At 33.7% G+C, this 22,228-nt stretch carries 23 protein-coding genes; 10 read left to right on the top strand and 13 right to left on the bottom strand.

All coding sequences use genetic code 11. From position 1 onward, the window contains the following. Nucleotides 1-55: 55 nt before the first annotated feature. The 3 genes from AC5ZCW_RS07370 to AC5ZCW_RS07360 form a co-directional block, all read right to left on the bottom strand. Nucleotides 56-1,138 (bottom strand): efflux RND transporter periplasmic adaptor subunit, encoded by a 1,083-nt coding sequence (locus tag AC5ZCW_RS07370; RefSeq protein WP_343541410.1) that lies wholly within the window; start codon nt 1,136-1,138, stop codon nt 56-58. Between the two features lie 178 nt (nt 1,139-1,316). After that, on the bottom strand, nt 1,317-1,697 hold the full coding sequence (locus AC5ZCW_RS07365; protein ID WP_496118821.1) for a hypothetical protein: 381 nt from the start codon (nt 1,695-1,697) through the stop codon (nt 1,317-1,319). Nucleotides 1,698-1,889: 192 nt separating this feature from the next. Beyond that, complete coding sequence (locus tag AC5ZCW_RS07360; RefSeq protein WP_496118819.1) at nt 1,890-2,294, bottom strand: GNAT family N-acetyltransferase; 405 nt, start codon at nt 2,292-2,294, stop codon at nt 1,890-1,892. A gap of 174 nt (nt 2,295-2,468) precedes the next feature. On the opposite strand from AC5ZCW_RS07360, the gene AC5ZCW_RS07355 reads away from it, so the two are divergent. Beyond that, a complete protein-coding gene (locus AC5ZCW_RS07355) occupies nt 2,469-3,032 on the top strand; it encodes an outer membrane beta-barrel protein (protein ID WP_496118817.1) in 564 nt (187 codons plus the stop codon). Between the two features lie 46 nt (nt 3,033-3,078). Here the strand turns inward: AC5ZCW_RS07355 and AC5ZCW_RS07350 are convergent, their stop codons facing one another. The 4 genes from AC5ZCW_RS07350 to AC5ZCW_RS07335 all read right to left on the bottom strand — a co-directional run bounded on the left by AC5ZCW_RS07350 (nt 3,079) and on the right by AC5ZCW_RS07335 (nt 7,981). Further along, nucleotides 3,079-3,693 (bottom strand): hypothetical protein, encoded by a 615-nt coding sequence (locus AC5ZCW_RS07350; RefSeq protein ID WP_496118815.1) that lies wholly within the window; start codon nt 3,691-3,693, stop codon nt 3,079-3,081. A gap of 162 nt (nt 3,694-3,855) precedes the next feature. Beyond that, a complete protein-coding gene (locus AC5ZCW_RS07345) occupies nt 3,856-5,733 on the bottom strand; it encodes a M1 family metallopeptidase (RefSeq protein WP_496118813.1) in 1,878 nt (625 codons plus the stop codon). A 281-nt stretch (nt 5,734-6,014) separates the two neighbouring features. Then, a complete protein-coding gene (locus AC5ZCW_RS07340; RefSeq protein WP_496118811.1) occupies nt 6,015-7,595 on the bottom strand; it encodes an NADP-dependent glyceraldehyde-3-phosphate dehydrogenase in 1,581 nt (526 codons plus the stop codon). 74 nt (nt 7,596-7,669) lie between these two features. Further along, on the bottom strand, nt 7,670-7,981 hold the full coding sequence (locus tag AC5ZCW_RS07335) for a rhodanese-like domain-containing protein (RefSeq protein ID WP_095929060.1): 312 nt from the start codon (nt 7,979-7,981) through the stop codon (nt 7,670-7,672). Nucleotides 7,982-8,357: 376 nt separating this feature from the next. Between AC5ZCW_RS07335 and AC5ZCW_RS07330 the strand changes: the two genes are divergently transcribed. Together AC5ZCW_RS07330 and AC5ZCW_RS07325 are read left to right on the top strand one after the other, a co-directional pair. After that, the gene (locus tag AC5ZCW_RS07330; protein ID WP_496118808.1) at nt 8,358-8,984 is read left to right on the top strand and encodes a Crp/Fnr family transcriptional regulator; all 627 of its coding nucleotides are present in this window, start codon (nt 8,358-8,360) and stop codon (nt 8,982-8,984) included. A gap of 256 nt (nt 8,985-9,240) precedes the next feature. Beyond that, the gene (locus AC5ZCW_RS07325; protein ID WP_496118806.1) at nt 9,241-10,026 is read left to right on the top strand and encodes a sulfite exporter TauE/SafE family protein; all 786 of its coding nucleotides are present in this window, start codon (nt 9,241-9,243) and stop codon (nt 10,024-10,026) included. Nucleotides 10,027-10,113: 87 nt separating this feature from the next. Here the strand turns inward: AC5ZCW_RS07325 and AC5ZCW_RS07320 are convergent, their stop codons facing one another. From AC5ZCW_RS07320 to AC5ZCW_RS07295, 6 genes are all read right to left on the bottom strand, one after another. Then, nucleotides 10,114-10,500 (bottom strand): helix-turn-helix transcriptional regulator, encoded by a 387-nt coding sequence (locus AC5ZCW_RS07320; protein ID WP_281633525.1) that lies wholly within the window; start codon nt 10,498-10,500, stop codon nt 10,114-10,116. Between the two features lie 238 nt (nt 10,501-10,738). After that, complete coding sequence (locus AC5ZCW_RS07315; RefSeq protein WP_343541393.1) at nt 10,739-11,143, bottom strand: hypothetical protein; 405 nt, start codon at nt 11,141-11,143, stop codon at nt 10,739-10,741. A 523-nt stretch (nt 11,144-11,666) separates the two neighbouring features. Further along, nucleotides 11,667-12,062, bottom strand: a complete 396-nt coding sequence (locus tag AC5ZCW_RS07310; RefSeq protein WP_343541391.1) for a helix-turn-helix domain-containing protein — start codon at nt 12,060-12,062, stop codon at nt 11,667-11,669. Between the two features lie 261 nt (nt 12,063-12,323). Next, nucleotides 12,324-13,400 (bottom strand): cytochrome d ubiquinol oxidase subunit II, encoded by a 1,077-nt coding sequence (cydB, locus tag AC5ZCW_RS07305; protein WP_496118803.1) that lies wholly within the window; start codon nt 13,398-13,400, stop codon nt 12,324-12,326. Nucleotides 13,401-13,402: 2 nt separating this feature from the next. Continuing rightward, nucleotides 13,403-14,749, bottom strand: coding sequence for a cytochrome ubiquinol oxidase subunit I (locus AC5ZCW_RS07300; protein ID WP_343541975.1), 1,347 nt, complete (start codon nt 14,747-14,749; stop codon nt 13,403-13,405). Between the two features lie 414 nt (nt 14,750-15,163). Beyond that, a complete protein-coding gene (locus AC5ZCW_RS07295; RefSeq protein ID WP_496118801.1) occupies nt 15,164-15,754 on the bottom strand; it encodes an HD domain-containing protein in 591 nt (196 codons plus the stop codon). Between the two features lie 205 nt (nt 15,755-15,959). Here AC5ZCW_RS07295 and AC5ZCW_RS07290 point away from each other — a divergent pair, with 205 nt between their 5' ends. The 7 genes from AC5ZCW_RS07290 (at nt 15,960) to AC5ZCW_RS07260 (ending at nt 22,227) form a co-directional block, all read left to right on the top strand. Continuing rightward, the gene (locus AC5ZCW_RS07290) at nt 15,960-17,375 is read left to right on the top strand and encodes an MBL fold metallo-hydrolase (protein WP_496118799.1); all 1,416 of its coding nucleotides are present in this window, start codon (nt 15,960-15,962) and stop codon (nt 17,373-17,375) included. Nucleotides 17,376-17,497: 122 nt separating this feature from the next. Then, nucleotides 17,498-18,061, top strand: a complete 564-nt coding sequence (locus AC5ZCW_RS07285; protein ID WP_343541385.1) for a YeeE/YedE family protein — start codon at nt 17,498-17,500, stop codon at nt 18,059-18,061. Between the two features lie 10 nt (nt 18,062-18,071). Next, nucleotides 18,072-18,548 (top strand): DUF6691 family protein, encoded by a 477-nt coding sequence (locus AC5ZCW_RS07280; RefSeq protein ID WP_343541382.1) that lies wholly within the window; start codon nt 18,072-18,074, stop codon nt 18,546-18,548. 3 nt (nt 18,549-18,551) lie between these two features. Next, complete coding sequence (locus AC5ZCW_RS07275; protein WP_343541380.1) at nt 18,552-19,070, top strand: GNAT family N-acetyltransferase; 519 nt, start codon at nt 18,552-18,554, stop codon at nt 19,068-19,070. Between the two features lie 186 nt (nt 19,071-19,256). Further along, nucleotides 19,257-20,834, top strand: coding sequence for a glycerol-3-phosphate dehydrogenase/oxidase (locus AC5ZCW_RS07270; protein WP_496118796.1), 1,578 nt, complete (start codon nt 19,257-19,259; stop codon nt 20,832-20,834). 288 nt (nt 20,835-21,122) lie between these two features. Beyond that, nucleotides 21,123-21,581, top strand: a complete 459-nt coding sequence (locus tag AC5ZCW_RS07265) for a MarR family winged helix-turn-helix transcriptional regulator (protein WP_343541377.1) — start codon at nt 21,123-21,125, stop codon at nt 21,579-21,581. Nucleotides 21,582-21,594: 13 nt separating this feature from the next. Continuing rightward, nucleotides 21,595-22,227: an NAD(P)H-dependent oxidoreductase gene (locus AC5ZCW_RS07260; protein WP_343541375.1), complete on the top strand. Its 633-nt coding sequence runs from the start codon at nt 21,595-21,597 to the stop codon at nt 22,225-22,227. The last annotated feature ends 1 nt before the right edge of the window (nt 22,228 follow it).

The raw sequence follows: 22,228 nt of genomic DNA, 5'->3' as shown, positions 1-22,228 counted from the left end.
TTCAGGTTTCAAGTTTTAGGTTAAGTACGTAACTTGAAACTATTAAAACAAAAAACTATTCTGCTTTTAAGCGTAAATGATTGATTACTTCTTTAGGAGATTCGTAATCGAATTTAATCTTGTCGTTTTCTTTTACTTTTTGAACACCTTCAAGTAGGATTCTGTCGTTCTCTGTAATACCGCTTTTGATTACGTACAAATCAGGAATTTCACCTGTGATGGTGATTTCTCTAGAACTAACTTTGTTGTCCTTACCAACCACGAAAACATATTTTTTATCTTGAATTTCGTAAGTCGCTTTTTGCGGAATTACAATAGCATTTTTAAGAGGAACATTCATTTGAACTTGTCCTGTTTCTCCATTTCTAAGTAATTTTCCTGAATTTGGGAATCTTGCTCTGAAAGCGATATTTCCTGTTTCGTTGTTGAATTCACTTTCGATAACCTCAACATTTCCTTTATCTTTAAAAAGTTCTCCGTTTGCTAAAACTAAATTCACTTTGTTATCTGCACGATCTTTAATATGCGTTTCATAACTGATGTATTCTGGTTCAGAAACATTAAAATAAGCAAACATCTGACTGTTGTCTGAAAGGCTTGTCAATAATTCTCCTTCATCGATTAAACTTCCAAGTTTTAAAGGAATACGATCGATTGTTCCGTCAAACGGAGCTCTAATTTCTGTGAATGATAAATGAAGTTTTGCCAATGCAACTTCAGCTTTTGCAGATTGCAATTTTGCTTGAGCTACACTTAATTCGTTTTTAGAGACGATATTTTTATCAGCCAGTAATTTTGAATTTTGTAATTCAATTTCTACTGATTTTTGTTCTGACTGCGCTTTTAACAATTCTGCCTGATACATGTTTGGCATAATTTTAAACAACAGTTGTCCTTTTTTTACAAACTGTCCTTCGTCAACATATATATTTTGTAAAAACCCTTTTTCTTGGGCGCGAAGTTCGATATTACGAACCGATCTAATTTGTGAAACGTATTCTTTGGTAAACGAAGTATCAATTCTAACCGGATTAGTAACGGTAAATTTTTCAACTTCTTCTTTTTCTTCTTTTTTAGATGTGCAGCTCGTTAAGCACACCAAGGCCATTAAGCCTGTGAAAACAATGATTTTTTTCATGATTTAGTTTGGAAATTAAGCGATTGAATGCTTTGGAATAAAAATTCCTTTTGGATGTTAAAATGCATCAGTCAGCCTTAGTCCAGACCATAACTTTCATATAAGCGGAAGTAGAAAAAATATACAACAGCAAGATACGCAGAGATCAAAACTCAGGTAACCGATGTATACTTTAGAATCAAATTCTTAATACTCGTTGAGTAATATAGATAGGATTTGAATGCCCAAATATAGGCGCAGAAAATTTTAAACGATTGGAATCATTCGCTGCAGACTGATCTGAAAGTGCCAGATACAAAGTGTCTACCAAACTGTACGAAGCAGTAAAATATTTGTTCGTAAGTAAATCAACATCTTCGCCTCCAACAAGATCTTCTTCTAAATCAATATCTGTAGCTTCTTCAATTGTTGAGCTTCCGCGATCTTGATTAGTAAATTTAACCCTGTGTTTTTGTAGATGATGGTGATTATGAGGACCAAAAGTATTTGCATTCAAATATTGGCCTCCGCCAAACAGAAGCATATTCATGAATACTAAAAATACTATTAACTTTCTCATTTCGGTGCGAAAGTAATAAAAGAATTAAAACAAAAAAAGATTTTTTAACAAGCTTTAACAGTTACATAAAATGAAAACGTTTTCGGTAACTTTTTATATGAAGATTAGATGAAGAAAAGCAACATCCGATTCAAAAAATGCAATATAAACAACTACAAAACAAATATTTATACAAACAAAAAAATTACTTTTCTATAGCTTAATTTCCATTATTGTAAATTCCTGTCCAGCTTTGACAAATGTTTTACGAGTATCTATAAGTCCCAATTTTTCATAAAAAGACTTTTTGTTGCTTCTGGCATTACACCAAACTTTTTGCAAATCTTTACTTTTTGCAAATTCCAAAATATATTTTAAGAGATAAGACGCAATTCCTTTTCCTTGATATTCTTCTAAAGTAGCCAGTTTTCTAAACTGCATTTCTTTCCCTTCAATAAAACAAGAAACTATAGAAACTAATTGATCATCTTCAAAAAAGCCAAAATGAAATCCAGCATCGTCTTCGTCTAACTTTACAAATTCGAAAGGCTGTTCTGGCCACATTACTTCATGACGAATCTGCCAAGTATCTGATGCTTTTATTGCTTTAATTTCCATAAGTATCTATTAAATCTTTCCAAAAATAATTCATTTTAATCTGAATAGAAAAAGTAAAACAAAAATCAGACATGGCTAACTATCAAAACTTTACATAAAAATAAATCAGACAAATCATTCAATTCTAATCTATTATGTTTATTTTTATAGTACCAAAATCAAACAGCTTCCGTTATGAAAAAATTCTTTTTAGCAGCATTTTTATGTATTTGTGCCAATGGATTTGCGCAATTAATACAAATAGGACCGCAATTTTCGACCAATATTACTTCTGTCGATGCAAAAAACTTCAGCTCCGATCATACGAATACAGGAATTGGCTTTGCCGCTTTTGCTAGAGTAAATCTTACCGTTTTTTATGCGCAAGGCGAATTTGGTTATGCCCAAAGTAATTTCAGCGTTTTTCAAGACGGAAGAGGAGAAACCGAATTTAAACTCTCTGGAACCGATGCCACTTTAATTGCCGGTTTTAAAATCATTCCGCTTGGAAAAATAGGTAATGTAAGAGTTTTTGCGGGATACAATTGGAAGAATTATTCAGACATAAGCAGCAATAACAATCTTAATTCTATTGCTTTTGAAAGAAACAATCACAGCGTGCTTGGAGGTGTTGGAGTTGATGTTTGGAGGCTGACTTTTGACATAAGGTATCTTGCAGGACTTACCGATATAGATGCTTCTAATGGAGAAATTAAAACTGGAGTAACAAACTTTTCACTAGGATTTAAATTTTTATAAAACATAAAGCCATAAAAAAAGGGAATCAGTTGATTCCCTTTTTTTATTAAATTTTAACGTAATAACTTTCCTCGTTATCATCTTTTATCTTTTCGACTCCGTTTTCAGTCTTAACCGCTACATTAATAACATGTAATATGTTTGCTTTTTCGTTAATACTACAGTTCCAAACTGTTCCATCTGAAAGAATAATCTCTGAGAATACTGATACTGTAGTGCTATTATCATTGTAAACTAAATTTTCTGTTTTTAGAAGTTTCTTTACTTTCGTCTTTTTATCTACTTCATAAAACAATATTTCGTTTTCTTTAATTTCGATCAATTCATCAAAACTAGATTGACTACTGTCTGGCGATGCTGTTGTTGACCAAACTGGTTGACTTCCTGTTCTTTTCCAAGTTCCTAGAACGTTGCTTAAAATTTCTTTTCTCAACAGTCCGCGCAAAGTATCTACTTTACTAACAGCATCTTTTCCAATCTCATTGTCTGGTTTAATTCTTGCTGCTAAAGAGAATAAATCTATTGCCTTTACGAAATCAGCTTTTTTGTAGTAGGAAACTGCTAATTCGTATTTACTTTTTTGAAATGCGGTTTTTTGATCATTTTGTCCAAAGAACGGAAATGTATTTAACAATACAATAAACACAAAAAAATTTTTCATTAGGGGCGGGGTATTTTCTTAGTATTCTGCAAACCTAGTCTATTTTAGAGAAATATTCCTATATTTTTCTATATTTTAGACATTTTTAATGGTTTTCAAAAAAATAAAGCTGCTTTACTAAATAAAACAGCTTTATTTTTTATTTTATTAAAATTTAAATAATTATTTAACATTTAAAATATTATTTTCGGGAGTCGCATCCATAAAAATACCTCCATCTAACTGAATTTGGGCTATTTTCTTTGCACTTTTCAGAATTATTTTGGCTGTTTTTTGATTTTTCTCCCAAATTGCAGGCGTTTGATGAAGTGTGACTTTCGATTTGTCAGCATAAGTAATAATAACGTCAAACGGAATTGCAAAACCTCCAATATTATCTATTGTTATAGTTTTTTTATCAGCAGAAATACCTTTTACAGCGATATCTAAATAGTTGTTGGTAAAAAACCAATTATTAAAAAACCAATTTAAATTCTTGCCTGTTGCAGTATTAAACGAATTAAAATAATCCCATGGAATTGGATGCTTTCCATTCCAATTATCCATATAAGTATGTAAAGCCTTCTTAAACAAATCTTCTCCTAACAGGTCTTTCAAAGCCAAATAAGAAAGAGAAGCCTTACCGTAAGAATTGTTTCCATAACCTGCTCCAGAAACCTGTGTAGACATTGTTATAATCGGCTGATCTTGTTCTGAAGATCGATCGTTTATATAGTGTTTTACTCTGAATTCTTTATAAAAATTATCCGCAGCTTCTTTGCCATGTTCGGCAATTCCGATTAAATATTCAAAAGTTGTCGCCCATCCTTCGTCCATAAATGCGTAACGCGTTTCATTGATTCCCATATAAAAAGGGAAATAAGTATGTGCTACTTCATGATCTTGAACTAACTGTGCAAAAATAGGATCGCCCATTTGCGAGTCGTTGCACATCATTGGATATTCCATATCGGCAAAACCTTGAAAAGCCGTCATTTTTGAAAACGGATACGGAACTCCCGGCCAATTGTTAGAAAACCAATCTAAAGCATATTGATTATTCTTTACAGAATTTACAAAATCTGTTCCTTTAACATCGTAAGCCGCCTGAACGCTAGCACGACGATTTGTTTTCTTGTCGACAACAACACTGCTAGCATCCCATAAATAATGGTCGCTTAAACCAAAACATACATCGGTTATGTTTTTAGCTTCAAACTTCCAGACATTCCAATCATATTGTTTCGTTACGATACCGCTTTTCATTTCCTGCTCGTTTGCAATGTGTAAAATTTCATCTGTTGTGTATGATTTTTTCAAACGTGAAGCAAACTCAGGCTGTAAAACCTCATCTGGATTCAATAAATCTCCTGTTGCATAAACAACATAATTTTTGGGTGCTTTTACAGAAAAAACATAATCATTAAAATCATTATAAAATTCTTGACGATCTGTATGAGGTAATCTATCCCAGCCATTATAATCGTCAAAAACAGAAACGCGAGGATAACTATACGCTACAAAAAAAGTAGTTTCGTCAATCTGCCCTTCACGCCCACTCTCTTTAGATAAAGGATAATTCCACTGAATATTTATGGTAGTTTTTGAATGCGGTAAAATCGGTTTCTGCAATTTCACATTTCCAACCGTTCCCCATTTTCTAGCGTCTTCTTTGTATACTTCATTTTCAACTTTTAATGAAGTAATTGTTAATCCGTCGCTTAAAAAATCTTCGCTCACATCGTTTCCACGAGACGAAGTAGGTTTATGAAGATTATTTACAAAACGAATAACTAAGTTTCTTAAAGTATCTTTACTATTGTTTTCGTAAATAATGGTTTCTGTTCCCGAAACCAATCTTGTTTTAGGATCAACAGAAATTTCCATATTATATTTTCCGCGGTTCTGCCAATAGTTTACACCAGGTTTTCCATCTTTAGAACGTGTGCCGTTCTCGTAGGCTTTTTTTATATTTCGAGGCATGTAAAGCTCTTGAGCAATAGCATCTTGGGCAAAAAGAACGAATGTTATTAATGCAAATTGTAAAAATCTCTTTTTCATAAATGATTTTTATGTCTTTAAATTGTTTGGTATATAATAAGACTGTTTTTTTAAAACAATGTTACAAATTTAATTATTAATTGTTAATGGTGAATTGTGAAATGCGAGTCGTGAAATGTGAAATGCGAAAAACATTCATTTCACATTTTACATTTCACATTTCACATTTTGCATTTTACATTTTGCATTTTGCATTTTACATCTCACATCTCACAAAAAAGAAAAACCGTCTATCACCAAAAGCAACAGACGGCATCTACAATTAATATATAACTTGATGGCTACAAAATATAATCTCTATTAATAAAATTCGATTCTTTGCTGTTAAGCAATTCCTGCAGAATCTCATTATTATAATCAATATCTTTTGAAGCTACAAACGTACGGATTGAGAATGAACGCAAAGCATCTGGAATACTCAAAGTTCCTACAGCAGAATCTTTTCTTCCTGTGAAAGGGAAAGCATCTGGCCCTCTTTGGCAAGAACTGTTGAGGTTTACTCTACAAACTAAATTAACCAAAGCATCAATAAGCGGAGCCAATGTTTTTATGTCTTTACCAAACAAACTTACTTGCTGCCCATAATTTGATTCTGCCATATCGTTTAAAGGTTCTTTTATGTCTTTAAAAGAAAGTACAGGAACAACTGGCCCAAACTGTTCTTCGTGGTAAACACGCATTTCTTTATTTACTGGATATAAAACTGCTGGAAAAATATAATTATCAGTATGTTTTCCCCCTTTTTCATTGATTACTTTAGCTCCTTTGTGAAGAGCATCATCAATTAAACCTTGAATATATTTTGGTTTGTCTGTTTCTGGAAGCGGCGTTAAAGAAACTCCTTTTTCCCACGGATTTCCGAAAAGCAAACTATCTACTTTCTCTGCAAAACGTTTGTTGAATTCTTCCGAAATTGATTCATGAACATACAACACTTTTAAAGCCGTACAACGCTGTCCGTTAAAAGACAAACTTCCTGTGATACATTCCTGAATAGCCAAATCCAAATCGGCATCTGGAAGAATAATTGCTGGATTTTTAGCTTCTAAACCTAAGATTAAACGCAATCTATTTTTGTTAGGGTGCTGATCTTGTAAAGCAATCGCCGATTTACTGTTTCCAATTAATGCCAAAACATCAATTTTTCCAGATTTCATTATTGGAGAAGCTACTTCACGTCCTCTACCATAAACAATATTGATTACACCTTTTGGGAAACTGCTTCTGAACGCTTCTAACAATGGCGAGATACATAAAACACCATGTTTAGCAGGTTTGAAGATTACCGTATTCCCCATAATCAAAGCTGGAATAAGCAATGAGAAAGTTTCGTTTAAAGGATAATTATATGGTCCTAGACACAAAACTACTCCAAGAGGTCCACGTCGAATCATGGCGTTTACACCTTGCACTTTTTCAAAATGTGAACTGCGTCCGTTTAATTCCTTGTAGCTTGCAATGGTATCGTAAATATATTCTACCGTTCTGTCGAATTCTTTTTGCGAATCTCCCAATGATTTTCCAATTTCCCACATTAAGTATTTCACTACTTCTTCGCGGGTTTCTTTCATTTGTTTCACAAATTTCTCCATGCATTTAATACGATCTACCACTTTCATTGTAGGCCATAAACCTTGTCCCATATCATAGGCATTGGTTGCAGCTTCGACAACTTCTGCGGCTTCTTTTTCTCCCATAAAAGGGATAGATCCTAATAAAGTCGGTGAATATTTTTCTGTTGAAGAAATAGTTGAAAACACAGGTGTGGTTTGCCCTGTCCATTGTTTCAATTCTCCATTTACAAGATAGGTATCTTGGTTTATCAGCGCATTAATCTGATATTCTTCTGGTATAAAACTCATAATTTGGTTGTTTAATGGTCTGGTAATTCTATTTTCAAAAGAAAAAAGAGGCTTTTTTATTGCCTCTTCTTCTTTTATGGTTGTACTGTTTCGCCTTCCCAATCCAGGATACCTCCAAGCAGATTGTAAGCGTTTTCGATACCCAATTCGTTCATAATCTGACACGCTTTTGCGCTTCTAGCTCCAGAACGACAGTATACGTAATAATTTTTATTTTTGTCTAATTCTTCGATTTCATAGATAAATGCCTGCCCTTTATTGATATCAATATTTAGAGCATTCTCAATGTAGCCGTCATTAAATTCGTCTTCAGTTCTTACATCAAGTATAACTGCATTTTCGTCAGCCTCTAACTGAGCAACCCAATCTTCTTGTGATAAATTCATAATAAAATGTGTTTTTGTAAAATTACGACGTTTCTCCATATGAAAAACGTACCAAATGCGATTTCGATTATTATTCTCAGAAAACGTTTTAGAGAAAGTATTATAATCAGTGAATTACAAATTTACTTACTATTTTCAAAAATTCAGCCTACAAAATCGATAGAAAATTAGATTTTTTCATTTACCCCAAAAATGCTCAAATCTAGTTTTATGACAATTAATACCATTTGAATCCATTATCTTTGTAAAAAATTATAATTTTTAATCTCTTTTTGATAAAAGTTTAAATATTAAAAAGTGACATCTGTTTGTTCGAGCAAAGTCGAAAACCAAAACATCTCAACTGTGCCCGATGTGACAAAATCAATAAAATACAATGGAACATTCATTAAAAACCATATTCCCTAATTTCTCTAACGAACTTATTGATACAATCGAAGAAAACGGAAGTCTTCAGGATTTTGAAGCCGGAACAATTTTAATGCGTACCGGACAGTATATTAAAAATACCGTTTTGATTATTAAAGGTAAAATCAAAATCTATCGTGAAGGCGAAGATGGCGGAGAATTTTTAATGTACTACTTACAACCAGGACAAGCCTGTGCAATCTCGATGATTTGTACTGCCAAAAGCGAAAAAAGCCAAATTATGGCAAAAGTGGTCGAAGATGTTACCGTTATGATGATTCCGTTACAATTGATGGACAAATGGATGATGGAACATAGAAGCTGGTACGAATTTGTAATTGAAACCTACAGAAGCCGTTTTGAAGAAGTTCTCGAAGTAGTTGATAATATTGCTTTCCGTTCTATGGATGAAAGACTAGAATTTTACCTAAAACGCCACTCTGATGCTTGTGGCTGTTCTGAAGTGAATCTCTCACACCAAGAAATCGCAACCGAATTAAATACCTCGCGCGAAGTAGTTTCCAGATTACTCAAAAAAATGGAACAGCGAGGTTTAGTCAAACTCAACAGAAACCAGATTGAATTATTGAAATAGTTTTTTTTAGCCACAGATTAAAAGGATTATTAGGATTTCTTTTTATTAAGAATAGAAAAATCCATCTAATCCTTTTAATCTGTGGCTAAAATATTTCCTGTTGTCAGGCTGAGCGAAGTCGAAGCCTCGCAAAGCATTTCGACTTCGCTCAATTTGACAAAATAATTCGTGAATTCGTGGCGAAAAAAAAGCTTCTGTGATAAATGTTACTGTAGGATTCTAATTTCCGAGGCAACTTTGCATTAAAACAAATGCAATGGAATATTTAGGATTTTTTGCCTCAATCATAATCGGAATCTCGCTTGGCTTAATTGGTGGTGGCGGTTCTATTTTGACTATTCCAATTTTAGTTTATTTATTTGAAGTAAATCCTGATCAGGCTACTTCTTATTCTTTATTTATTGTGGGATTAACAGCATTGTTTGGAAGTTACAGCCATTATAAAATGGGAAATCTGAAGCTGAAATCGGCTTTGTATTTTGCAGTTCCTTCTGTTATTTCTATTTTAATCATTCGTGAAGTAATCTTCCCTCAAATTGCATCAACTCTGTTTTCAGTTGCATCTTATACCATTTCAAAAGATTTTCTTATTATGATTGTCTTTTCTATATTGATGATTACAGCTGCTATTTCTATGATTAAAAAAAATCAGCCCGAAATAACAGCAGCAGAAACCAATTATCCGCAACTTAGTTTAATTGGCTTTTTGGTCGGAATCGTAACTGGATTTCTAGGCGCTGGCGGCGGATTCTTGATTATTCCAGCCTTGCTTTTTTTCGCTAAACTGCCCATGAAACAAGCTGTTGGCACTTCTCTGTTAATTATTACCATAAATTCCTCAATAGGTTTTGCCGGAGATTTATACATTGGAACACCTATAAATTATACTTTTCTTTTAAGCGTTTCTGCAATGGCCTTAATCGGAATGATGATTGGAAGCCAGCTTTCTAAAAAAATAGATGGCACAAAATTAAAACCTCTTTTTGGATGGTTTGTCCTCGTAATGGGATTTTATATCATTGCCAAAGAAGTTTTATTCTAACCGTAATTTCAAAACTTTTATTTAGTTTCACTTGTAGAGTAATCTTTGTCAAAGTTTATAACTTTGACAAAGATGAAACTAAAACCTTCAAATCTCTCCAAACTTATCTTTATAGCGTTCCAACTCAATTTCGGTTCTCGAAAGCAGTTTTTCTAATAACTGAATTTTGTCTTCATAAAGCTCTTTAAGTACCGAAGAATTATCGGCATTAATCAAAATACTGCCGTTATTGTTTCCTGTTATTTTGTTGTAATTATTAAAATATTTATCGTAATCAAAACTAATTATATCCTCAACGCTGACATCTAAAATCCTTCCTATTTCAACCAATTTTTCGTAACTCAAAGAAGTCTTTCCTTTTTCAATTTTACTGTAACCTGCCTGAGTTACACCTAATCTTTCTGCCATATATTCTTGAGTATAATTTTTTAACTCTCTAATGTTTCTAATCTTGTTTTTAATTGTTGTGGCCATAATTTTTTAATCTGATTTGGGGTCATGTATAGTTAAAACAGCCAGCCGTTAAATTACAACGGCTTAACTACACTTATTTTTGGGTATTATTACTGAAGCTTCATCAATAAAGAAATATGATAAGCATTTTTGTTAATTCTTTCTTTTGGTAATAAAATAACCGTACATCAAAGCTGCCATTATGAAAATAAAGTCATATTGGGAAATAGTAAATTCAAACATTTCTGATTTTTTTTTGTTAGGCAGTTCTTTTTACACTTCTTTCAAACTGAAGATCTAAATAGTAATCGATCTGTTTTCCAACCAATATACGGTCCTCTGGTGCTATTTTGGTTTTAATTTCTTTTTGGTAAATATCTTTAACAAAAAGAAAATATACAAACTCAGTTTTATCATTAAACCTCGCAGCTATAATAAAAGCATAGCATAAAATTGATGGAATAATATAATAGAGATCCATTATATTAGAAAATAGCATACAATAATATGCAGCAGCAGTTACGGCAATAAAAGCACCATTTTCAAGAAAATACTTTTTCTTTTTTTTGAGCAGTCCAAGTTCTTTAATTTCGTCAAATTGATACTGCCAGTTTTTAGATTTATAACGAAATCTAACCTCATCGGAAAAAATTGTTAAAGGCATAATTAAGTAGGTAAAATAGCTTTACGCTTTTAGTAAAAATGAATTGCTAAAAATTTTTTAGGGGGAAAAAATTCTTAGATACGCAATATTAAGCATTAACTGCTTTTTTTTCTTACAGTACAGCTTATAGAATATAACTATCAGTTGTAATTAAATCTTTCGTAAAAATTATCATACACTTTTAACTGCCAAAATATATTTATTCTTAGAAGACAATAATTTGGGCGTTTCCTTCGGCCGGGCTATCCGCTTTATTCCCGATTAACAAAAACTACGGCTAAAAAGCCTTGTTTTTCTAAATCGGGAGATACCGCTCCTATCCCTAACGCAGACTCAGGTAAAATGACGTTTTAGTCTTTAAAATTTTCAATCAATTGCCTCCAGCTTTAGCTGGAGGTAAAAAACATTTTTAAAAAAGGCTTTAGCCAAAATCGCAAAGTTTGGCTAAAGCCTTAATTCAAATTCAAACAAAAAACCTCCAGTTAAAACTGGAGGCAATTCATTTTTATCTTTTGGTTTTCTATTATTTTTTTAGTAGTTTTTCTAAATATTCTACTTTTTCTTTTTCAGCCTGAACTAATCGCTCGTAAAGTTCAACCACTTTATCTAAAGGATTAAAAGTTGCATACATTCCTTGATTAAAACTATTTCCTTGACTTGAACTATTATCATAAAAATTATTAAAGAAATTGAAAACAGATTCTTCCGAAAAATTTTCAATTGCTTCAATAGTAACACCAAGTGCTTTTGCTATTTCAGTCAATTTTTCTTTATCAATTGTTTCGCTAGCTTCAATATTCGAAATAGTCTGCTGGCTTAAACCAATTGCAATTGCCAAAGCTTCTTGTTTCATTCCTTTAAGCTCTCTAATTCGGCTTATGTTTCGTCCTATATGTTTTGGTTTTGCTGTTGTGCTCATAATTCAAAGATATTTAAAATTCTTGAAAAATTATCTGATTGGTAAAAATACATATTTTTCTCACTATAAAATTAAATTACCTCCAGCTTTAGCCAGAAGTAAACAAATGTATATGAAAAGGCTTTAGCCAAAATCGCAAAATTTGGCTAAAGCCCAATTCAAATTAAAATAAAAAACCTCCCGTTAAAACTGGAGGCATTTGATTATATTTTCAAAATATTAATTCGTGAAAATTCGTGCAATTAGTGGCTACAAAAAAAATCAATGTTCCCCATACCCAATATCATCCATTTTCCCACTGAAAACACGATATTGAATAACAAAATAAATAATCACGAGAAACAAAGCGATAAAAAACCAACTCATACCTGCATTTAATCCGTATTCATGAGCTGCTGTGTTGTAAATCGTTAAAGACGGATTCACTTTATTGGTTGAAGGCAAAACATTCGGGAAAATAGAAACTGCCGTAGAAGCAAATCCTCCAACTAAAAACAAAGTCGAAAACAGAAATCCGTGACCGTCTTTTTTAAAGGAACGAACTTTAAACAATCCCGCAATTCCGACAAAAGTCATTAAAGGAAAAAACCAAAGAATCGGATTTTCAACAAAATTATGAAACGGTTTCGGCTCGATAAAATGCCAAATTCCCAAAGAAATAAAGACTAAAATCAACAAAACAAAGTTCAGTCTAAAAACTACATTTTTCAATTTCGGATTCAGAGCAGAATTTGTTTTATAAATAATCCAGTTTGCACCGTGAATCGTCAACGCCACAACACTCACGATTCCTAAGAAAAGCGTAAACCAGTCAATAATTCCCAATTCATCTGCTTGCGGACTAAAAGTAGGATTCCATAAAGGCAAAAAGAAAAAATGCGCTTCTTGCGTAGAAACTCCATTCTGAACCATTCCGAGATTGACACCACGAACTATATTTCCTAAAGCAATTCCGAAGAAAAGAGCCAAAAGCAAACTCGCGATTCCGAAAGCTTTATCCCAAATGCTTTCCCACATATGATTGTGAATTTGTCCGCGCATTTCCAATCCAATGGCACGGAAAATCAAAAGCCATAAAATCATAATCAAAGGCAGATAAAATCCGCTGAAAGATGATGCATATAAAGTCGGAAAAGCAAAAAACAAAACTCCTCCCGCTGCAATCAGCCATACTTCATTGGCATCCCAAAACGGACCAATGGCATTGGTAATTGCTTTTTTATCTTTTTCTGTATCAGCAAAAAATAAATGAATAATTCCTGCACCAAAATCGTAACCGTCTAAAACCAGATAAACGGCCAGAATTCCCATTAAAACTACGTACCAAAAAAATTCCATACTTATATTTTTTCTGTTGAAAGTTCCACATGACGCGGACCTTTATTGATAATTTTTCCAATTAAAAGCAAAAACAACATTCCCAGTAAAAGGTATAAACCGATAAAACCAAGCAATGTAAACAAGGTATTTCCTGATGAAACCGTCGGTGAAGCTCCGGCTGCTGTTCTCAATAAATTGTAAACTAGCCAAGGCTGTCTTCCTAATTCTGCCGTATACCAACCCGTTGTATTGGCAATGTACGGAAACGGCATCATGAACATTAGAGACCATAAAATCCATTTGGTTTCAAACAATTTTCCTCTAATTAATTGAAAAAGCGAAAGCACCATCAATCCAATAAAAACTGTTCCGAGTCCAACCATAATATGATAAGCATAATACAAACCAGAAATATTCGTTGGATGCAAGTCTTCTTCAAACTGGTCTAAACCTTTTATTTCCTGATCCCAGTTTCCATAAGTCAGGAAACTTAGAATGTTTGGAACAGCGATTTTATTATCCAGTTTTTTATCTTTTACATCGGGCTGACCGATTAAAACAATTTCTGAACCTTTCTTTTCGGTATGAAAAATTCCTTCCATTGCGGCAAAAGTCACCGGTTGGTATTTTACCACATTTTTAGCCAATAAATCTCCTGTTGGAACAGCCACAATAACACTTGAAATCAATCCAAAAATAACGCCTGTCTTCAAGAACAATTTGCCAAAAGAAACATTTTTATTGCTTAAAATATAGAAAGCTCCAATTCCAGCCACAACAAAAGAACTCGTTACCAAAGAAGCGGCTTGATTGTGTAAATATGAAGGCCAAAGCCAAGGATTTAAAAATAAAGCTTGAAAATTATTTAGAACAAATTTTCCATTTTCGAGGATTTCATAACCAACTGGATTCTGCATCCAAGAATGTGTGGCAATAATTAGGTAACCACTCGCCCACGAACCAATCATGATTAATAATCCAGTTACAAAATGCCATTTATGTCCGAGTAGTTTTTCTCCGAATAAAAATAATCCAAGAAAAGAAGATTCTAAAAAGAAAGAAAACATTCCTTCCATCGCTAATGTCTGACCAATGATTCCGCCCGTTAATTCGGAGAATTTTGCCCAGTTGGTTCCAAATTGAAACTCCATCGGAATTCCGGTTACAACACCCATTGCAAAATTGAGGGCAAAGATTTTCATCCAGAAATGGGTGGCGTGATTGTATTGTTCATCTTTAGTTTTGAGATATTTCCACTTGAAGTACACAATGATCAACGAAAGACCCATTGTAAGTTGCGGAAAAAGATAATGAAAAGTGATCGTGAAGGCAAATTGCATTCGATCATAAAAGAGCATTTCTTCCATAATGGTAATTTGTTTATGAAGTTCCACAAATTTAACCATTAGAACCCGAATTAACCTCCTTTAAAAAAAGTTTATCGCCCGATATTTGTTAAACTTTTCAACAATTTAAAGGGTGAAAATGACACTTGTCATTTTTTGCGTTAGGTACAGTTTGTCATTTCGAACGAAGAGAGAAATCTTCGCAAGTAACTCCGCAACGAGAAGCCATTCTTTTTCGAGCTCCTTACGAAGATTTGCTTCGCCTGTTCGCTATCGTTCGAGTCTCCTTCGTCGAAATTACAGGATTGCATGTAGATTTACATGATCAAACATAGCCCGTGGTTTCAACCACGGGAACACAATGCATATCCGATACGTTTCCTGCGGTTGAAACCGCAGGCTATGTTTGATTTTGATTACGCGAGTTATGTTTTGTTATTTTTCTAAAATACCTTTTTGAACACTTTCATTAATCAAACCTTCAGCATAATACCATATCGATTCTGAACCATTTTTAATAACGCTTTTCTTTTCATAGACTTTATCATATTTCACTCCAAACTCCTTCCAAGTTCCACCGTTGTTTGATGTGTTTTGCAGCAAAGGCTCTAATCTGTCCATTGATCTTGCAAATTTGGCTTCGTTGGTTTCTCCTGCTTCAAATTCTTCCCAGATTGCAATTAATTCTTCGGCTTGTTTTTCTGGAAGCAAACCAAAAATTCTATTGGCGGCTAAACGTTCTTCATCTGTATTGTCATGACTTTTAACAGTATCATAAATGAAAACGTCGCCAGCGTCAATTTCGACAATATCATGAATTAAAACCATTTTTACGACTTTCAAAACATCAATGGGTCCATTGGAGTGTTCTGCTAAAACGATTGCCATCAAGGCCAAATGCCAGCTGTGTTCTGCGTCATTTTCGCATCTATCGCTGTTGAATAATTTTGTCTTGCGCTGAATGTATTTTACTTTATCAATTTCTTTTATAAAAGCAATTTGATCTAATAAGTCCTGTGTATTCATTTTCTTTTTTGTTTTAAAATGACATTCGTCATATGCAAAATTAAAGCTTAAAGCGTAATTGCTCAACTTAAAATTAAGTTATCTCAATCGAATATGGCAAACTGCGCTTTTTTTTACACAAAAACCTAATTTCTGTAACATTAGTCACCTATTTTTTTAAAAAACAAAGTTACCTTTGTATCCCATCATTTTTACAATACCTATCATGAAAATAGAACAAATTTACACCGGATGCCTCGCTCAAGGTGCATATTATATCACTTCAAATGGCGAAGCGGCCATTATTGATCCGCTTAGAGAAATTCAGCCTTATCTGGATCGTTTAGAGCGTGATGGCGTTAAACTAAAATATATTTTTGAAACGCATTTTCACGCCGATTTCGTTTCGGGCCACGTTGATTTAAGCAAAGAAACAGGAGCTCCAATTGTTTACGGACCAAATGCTGCCTGCGAATTTGACTGCATTTCTGCAAAAGACGGACAGGAATTTAAAATCGGAAAAATAACTATTAAAGTATTGCATACTCCGGGACATACTATGGAAAGCACTACTTTTTTACTGATTGATGAAAACGGAAAAGATCATGCCATTTTCTCTGGAGATACTTTGTTTATTGGTGATGTTGGACGTCCAGATTTAGCGCAAAAAGCGGCTGGAATGACACAAGATCAATTGGCTGGAATTTTATATCATTCGTTAAGAGATAAAATCATGACTTTGGCTGATGACGTAATCGTTTATCCAGCGCATGGTGCAGGAAGTGCTTGCGGAAAAAACATGAGCAAAGAAACTGTTTCTACTATCGGAAATCAAAAAGCGACAAATTATGCTTTGCGCGCTAATATGACCGAAGAAGAATTTATCAAAGAAGTAACTGACGGTTTATTGCCTCCTCCTGCCTATTTCAGCATGAATGTCGCGATGAACAAAGGTGGATACGAAAGCTTTGAAACTGTTTTAAACAACGGAATGAAAGCTATAAACGTAAAAGATTTTGAAGCTGTAGCTGAAGAAACTGGTGCTTTAATTCTGGACACAAGAAGTGCAGCTGATTTCAGTAAAGGATTTATTCCGCAGTCTATTAATATCGGAATCAATGGTGATTTTGCGCCGTGGGTTGGAACTCTAATTGCCGATGTAAAACAGCCAATTATATTGGTTACCGCCGCTGGCATGGAAGAAGAAACGGTAACTCGTTTAAGCCGTGTAGGTTTTGATACGATTATTGGACATTTGGAAGGCGGTTTTGAAGCTTGGCAAAATGCAGGTTTCGAAATAGACACTGTAAACCGAATTACAGCAGAGCAATTTGCAAATGAATTTAAACTTGGCGAAGACAAAGTAATAGATATTCGTAAAGAAACAGAATATGAAGCAGAACATATTGACGATGCTTACAGCAAACCTCTGGCTTATATTAATGACTGGGTAAAAGACATTAATCCAAATGAGCATTTTTATCTGCATTGCGCAGGAGGCTACAGAAGTATGATTGCTGCCTCTATCCTTCAAGCAAGAGGTTTCAGAAATTTCTCTGAAGTTGAAGGCGGTTTTGGTGCAATTTCTAAAACCAATGTTCCTAAATCTGATTTTGTTTGCCAAAGCAAAGTATTAAAATAATTAAAGGTTCTGAGTTGCTAAGATTCTAAGGTTCTAAGATTTTTGACCTTTGGGACTTAACAACTCAGAATCTAAAGAAACTTAGAACCTTAGAATCTTAGTACCTTAGAACCTAAAAAAATATGTTAGAAATCATTAAAGAACCATGGCCTTGGTACGTAGCAGGCCCTTTGATTGGATTAACTGTTCCAATTTTATTAATTATCGGAAACAAATCTTTCGGGATTAGTTCTTCTCTTCGTCATATTTGTGCGGCTTGTATTCCTGCAAATATTTCATTTTTTAAATACGACTGGAAAAAAGAAAGTTGGAATTTATTCTTTGTTTTAGGAATATTTCTAGGCGGTTTTATCACTGCTCATTTTTTATCGAATCCAAATCCTATAGAGATTGCTCCTGAATTATCAGAGAAATTAGCAACTTACGGAATCACAGATCATAGTGGTTTGGTTCCTGCACAATTATTTTCTTGGGAAAGTTTATTAACGCTTCGCGGATTTATTATGATTGTGGTTGGTGGATTTTTAGTTGGCTTCGGAACTCGTTACGCTGGCGGATGTACAAGCGGGCACGCAATTATGGGATTATCAAACTTACAATGGCCTTCATTGGTAGCTACAATTTGTTTTATGATTGGTGGTTTTGTAATGGCACTTTTGATTTTACCTTATATTCTTTCACTTTAAAATTTAGAAAATGAATTTAGAAAATAAAAATATAGACGGCGAAGGAATCAACGCAAGCCAGAAAAAAGAAACTGCATTAGGAAATCTTAAGTATTTAGTTGTTGGTATCTTTTTCGGAATTGTATTCGTAAAAGCAGAAATCATCAGCTGGTTTCGTATTCAGGAAATGTTCAATCTAGAGTCATTTCACATGTATGGCGTAATTGGATGCGCTGTCGTAGTTGGATTAATATCAGTACAATTGATTAAAAAATTCAATATCAAAACTCTTGATGGCGAAAAAATCGAAATCCAACCAAAGACTTTCAGCAAAGGACAAATTTACGGTGGCTTATTATTCGGTTTCGGATGGGCAATTACTGGAGCTTGTCCAGGTCCGCTTTTTGCTCAAATTGGTACAGGAGCTACAGTAATTGTAGTTACTTTGGTTAGCGCCATTGCTGGAACTTGGGTTTATGGTTTGATTAAAGATAAATTGCCTCATTAAAAAATGAATACAACAGAAAAGCTATCTCTAAGAAAAGCAAATCTTTCAGAAATACCTCAAATCTGGGAAATACTGCAAGATGCAATTGAACAAAGACGATTAGACGGAAGCACGCAGTGGCAAGATGGCTATCCGAACGAGCTTTCGATTAAAAGCGATATCGAAAATGGTTATGGATATGTTTTTACAGAAGACGAATCCATTCTGGCTTATGCAGCTATTATTTTTGACAAAGAGCCTGCTTACGAAAATATCGAAGGCAAATGGCTTACTGATGGCAATTATACTGTTGTGCATCGTGTAGCCGTTTCGAAATTGGCAAAAGGAAAAGGGATTGCAACCAAATTATTTGAGAGCATCGAAGGTTTATCTGTCGAAAATAAAATTTACAGTATAAAAGTAGACACAAACTTCGATAATACTCCGATGTTGAAAATTTTAGACAGATTAAAATATACGTATTGCGGAGAAGTCTATTTTAGAGGCTCTGCAAGAAAAGCATTTGAAAAACGATTGAGCTAAATAAACAATATATACAATTGATAACCCGACATGTTCTATGAATCTGTCGGGTTTGTTTTTGTTTAACGTTGCCTACCGAAAACCTGAAACTTGAAACTTGAAACCTGAAGCCTGAAACTTTTTTCTTCATCAATTTTTAATTTCATTTCGTTAAGTTTGCTTTAAACAAAAAGTCCCGTAAAAAATATGAATCGCTCAGAGCAGTTATTAAAACTACAAAATACAGAAAATTGGGACGTAATAATTATTGGCGGAGGTGCAAGCGGACTAGGAACTGCAATTGATGCGGCAAGTCGTGGGTATAAAACCATTTTATTTGAAGCGGTAGATTTTGCAAAAGGAACTTCAAGCCGAAGCACTAAACTGGTTCATGGCGGAGTACGCTATTTGGCGCAAGGAGATGTACATTTAGTTAGAGAAGCATTAAAAGAACGAGGACTACTGGCACAAAACGCAAGTCATTTGGTAAAAAATCAATCTTTTGTTATTCCGAATTATCATTGGCTAAGCGGTTATTTTTATACCATCGGATTAAAAATTTATGATCTTTTATCTGGCAGTCTAAGTTTGGGCAGTTCAAAATATCTTTCAAGAAAGAAAACTATTGAAATGCTTCCTAACGTAGAAGAAAATGGTTTAGTAAATGGCGTAATTTATCACGATGGACAATTTGACGATTCTCGTCTTGCTGTCAATCTTGCTCAAACTGCGGTAGAAAACGGAGCTTGTGTTTTAAATTATACTAAAGTTGTTAATTTATTAAAAAACAATAACAATCAAGTAATTGGAGTTCAGGTTCAAGATCAAGAAAGCGGAATTAAATACGAATTAAAAGGTTCTGCTATTATAAATGCTACAGGAGTTTTTACAAATACTATCATGAAACTCAATGATAACGTTTATAAAAAATATATTGTTCCAAGTCAGGGAATTCATTTGGTTTTTGATAAATCATTTCTTCCCGGAGATCATGCCTTAATGATTCCGAAAACAAAAGATGGAAGAGTTTTGTTTGCGGTTCCGTGGCATAATCGAGTTGTAGTTGGCACGACTGATACTTTAATAAAGAAACAAAGTCTAGAACCAATTGCCTTAGAAAGCGAAATTCAATTTGTACTTGAAACTGCACAGCGATTCTTAGCAAAAAAACCAGAAAGAAAAGATGTATTAGCTGTTTTTGCAGGTTTGCGTCCATTGGCTGCACCCAAAGAAGAAGGTAAAAGTACTAAAGAAGTTTCTAGAAGCCATAAAATTATAGTTTCAGAAACTGGTCTTATTACTATTACAGGAGGAAAATGGACCACTTACCGAAAAATTGCTGAAGATATAATTGACAAAGCCATCAAAACAGACAAATTACCAAAGAGAACCTGTACAACAGAACATCTTTCTATTCACGGCAGCCAACCTACAACTTCTGTCGACAGAGAAAATCACCTCTATATATATGGTACAGATATTTCGAAAATAATCGAGTTGCAAGAAAGCGAACCGGCATTAAAAGAAAAACTGCATCCAAATCACGAATTTACGATGGCAGAAGTTGTTTGGGCAATTCGCTACGAAATGGCACGAACTGTTGATGATATATTGGCAAGAAGAGTTCGTTTATTATTCCTAGATGCCAGAGCTGCAATTGAAGTTTCGGAAAAAACAGCAAGAGTAATTGCCAAAGAAATTGGTCACAATGAAGCTTGGGTAAACACAGAAATTGCTAATTTCAAGCAAATTGCGAAAGGTTTTTTGCTGTCTGAGTTCCAATAAATCGTGAAATGAGCTGATTTTGAATGTTTTTAAGTTTAAAATTATCTTACAAAAAAGTTGTTCTCTAATTTTTCAGCCTAAAATTATTTTTAGACTTTAAAAAATCATTAAATAACAATATATCAACACATTACAACGATAAATTAACTTACTTTTATTCTTAAAAGACCTCTATTCAGTTCTTTATAAAAACGCATTTAAACAGATTAACAAAAAATTAACACAACACTTGTATATACAACTATTAAAAGTTATACATTTGTATATACAAATTATACACTTACGACTATGACAATTGAAGAGGTTATTAAGAGTACGGTTAAGATGGATAATGCGAAAAAAGTTATTCTGAATATCATGTACACGCAAAATGTGGTTCAGGATCATTTCAACGAGTTGCTTAAACCGTATGACTTATCTGGAGAACAATATAATGTGTTACGTATATTAAGAGGGCAAAAAGGAAAACCTGCTAATATGTGCGTGATACAAGAGCGAATGCTTGCTAAAACGAGCAATACAACACGATTAGTTGACAAATTATTATTGAAAGATTTTGTTACTAGAAATGTCTGTCCAGATAATCGAAGAAAAATTGAAGTTCTGATTACCCAAAAAGGACTAGACGTTTTAAAAGAATTAGATCCAAAAGTAGATGAGCATGAGCGCACATTTGCTGACAATTTAAAACCAGAAGAATTAGTTTTCTTAAATCAATTATTAGAAAAATTTAGAACCAACAAATAAAATAATAAAAACTATGAGCAATTTCTTAGAAAATCAAAATTGGAGATACGCAACCAAACAATTTGATGCTACAAAAAAGATATCAGACGCTGATTTAAATACACTAAAAGAAGCCGTTAGATTAAGTGCTTCTTCATACGGATTACAACCATACAAAGTAATTATTGTTGAAAATCAAGAATTGAGAGAAAAATTAAAAGGCGCAGCTTGGGGACAAACTCAAATTACTGATGCTTCTCACCTATTCATTTTTGCAAATGATTTAAGCCTTGATGCAGGTTCTGTTGACAAATACATTAGCAACATTAGCGAAGTAAGAGGTGTTCCAGCAGAAGCTTTAGGAGGTTTCAGCGATATGATGAAAAATGTAATTTCAAATTTATCTGAAGATGCAAAACACATCTGGACTGCAAAACAAACGTATTTAGCTTTAGGAAACTTATTAAACGCTGCGGCTGAATTAAAAATTGATGCAACTCCTATGGAAGGTTTCAATGCGGCTCAATTTAATGAAATCTTAGGTTTCGATAAATTAGGTCTAAACGCTTCAGTTATTGCAACTGTAGGTTACAGACATGATGACGACAAATCTCAGCACCAGAAAAAAGTTAGAAAATCACACGAGGAATTATTTATCACACTATAAT

This window comes from Flavobacterium sp. PLA-DH12, assembly GCF_059511845.1.
This window is presented reverse-complemented; position numbering and strand designations above follow the sequence as displayed.